The sequence below is a fragment of the Cupriavidus sp. WGlv3 genome, assembly GCF_023952475.1.
Lineage (GTDB): Bacteria > Pseudomonadota > Gammaproteobacteria > Burkholderiales > Burkholderiaceae > Cupriavidus > Cupriavidus phytorum.
In genome coordinates this window covers 1-1,174 of the sequence record NZ_JALHRX010000103.1, presented here as the reverse complement: position 1 = coordinate 1,174, position 1,174 = coordinate 1, and the positions used below count along the sequence as shown (strand labels likewise).

The window sequence follows — 1,174 nt, the reverse complement described above, 5'->3', positions numbered from 1 at the left end:
CCGCCAAGGCTTGTCGCACCGGGAAGTGGCGGCGCTGTTCGACATTCGCAATATCGGCGCCATTGGCGTGTGGGAACGCCAGTATGATGCTGGGGGTTTAGAAGCTCTGACGCCTCGGCCTAAGGGACGGCGGCCCAGCAAGATGCCACAACGGACTCCCAAGACAAAGCCATCGCGGTCTTCAGACGACCGCACGCGCACACGCGAGGAACTCCTTGAAGAGTTGAACTACCTGCGCATGGAGAACGCGTACCTAAAAAAGCTCGACGCCTTGGTTCAAGCGAGCAAGACATCTGCGCAACCCAAAAGGCGCAAATAGTGCTTGAGCTGAGGCAGCAGTATCCATTGGCCGGTTTGCTGAGGGTGGCGGGGCTGGCGCGCAGCACCTTCTACTACCAGCAGGCAGTGCTCCAGGCCGAGGACAAGTATGCGGAGCTGAAAACGCGCATTCGCGAACTGTTCGCCCGACACATGGGCCGTTATGGCTACCGCCGCATCACGGCGGCGATCCGGCAAACCGGCACGATCGTCAACCACAAGACGGTTCAGCGGCTCATGCGCGAGATGGGATTGAAGTCGTTGGTCCGGCCAAAGAAATACCGATCCTACAAGGGCACGGTAGGCCGTGTCGCGCCCAACGTTCTGCAACGGCGATTCCACGCCAAACGCGCGAATCGGAAGTGGGTAACAGACGTGACCGAATTCAACGTGGCCGGCGAGAAGCTCTACCTTTCTCCGGTGCTGGACCTGTACAACGGCGAGATCATCGCCTACGAGACTGCCCGCAGACCCGCCTTCGAGATGGTGAGGAATATGCTGAAGAAGGCGTTCCGCCGCCTCAGCCCGAAGGATCGACCCGTACTGCATTCCGATCAGGGCTGGCAGTACCAGATGCCGGCCTATCAGCGAATGCTCAAAAAGCGACGCGTCCGTCTCAGCATGTCGCGCAAGGGCAATTGCCTGGACAACGCCGCCATGGAAAGCTTCTTCGGCACCCTGAAGTCCGAATTCTTCTACCTGAATAAATTCGCCAGCGTCGAGGAACTACAGCAAGGCCTGGCCCAATACATTCACTACTACAATCACGACCGCATCAAACTCAAACTAAAAGGGCTGAGTCCCGTGAAGTACAGGACTCAGCCCTCTCAAGCCTAGCCAATCACTGTCCAACTTT

Annotated in this window: 1 pseudogene; it reads left to right on the top strand. The window is 58.1% G+C overall.

The window, feature by feature from the left end:
- Nucleotides 1-1,155 (top strand): annotated as a pseudogene (locus tag MKD38_RS30640) (IS3 family transposase); the annotation flags it as partial.
- Nucleotides 1,156-1,174: the final 19 nt, after the last annotated feature.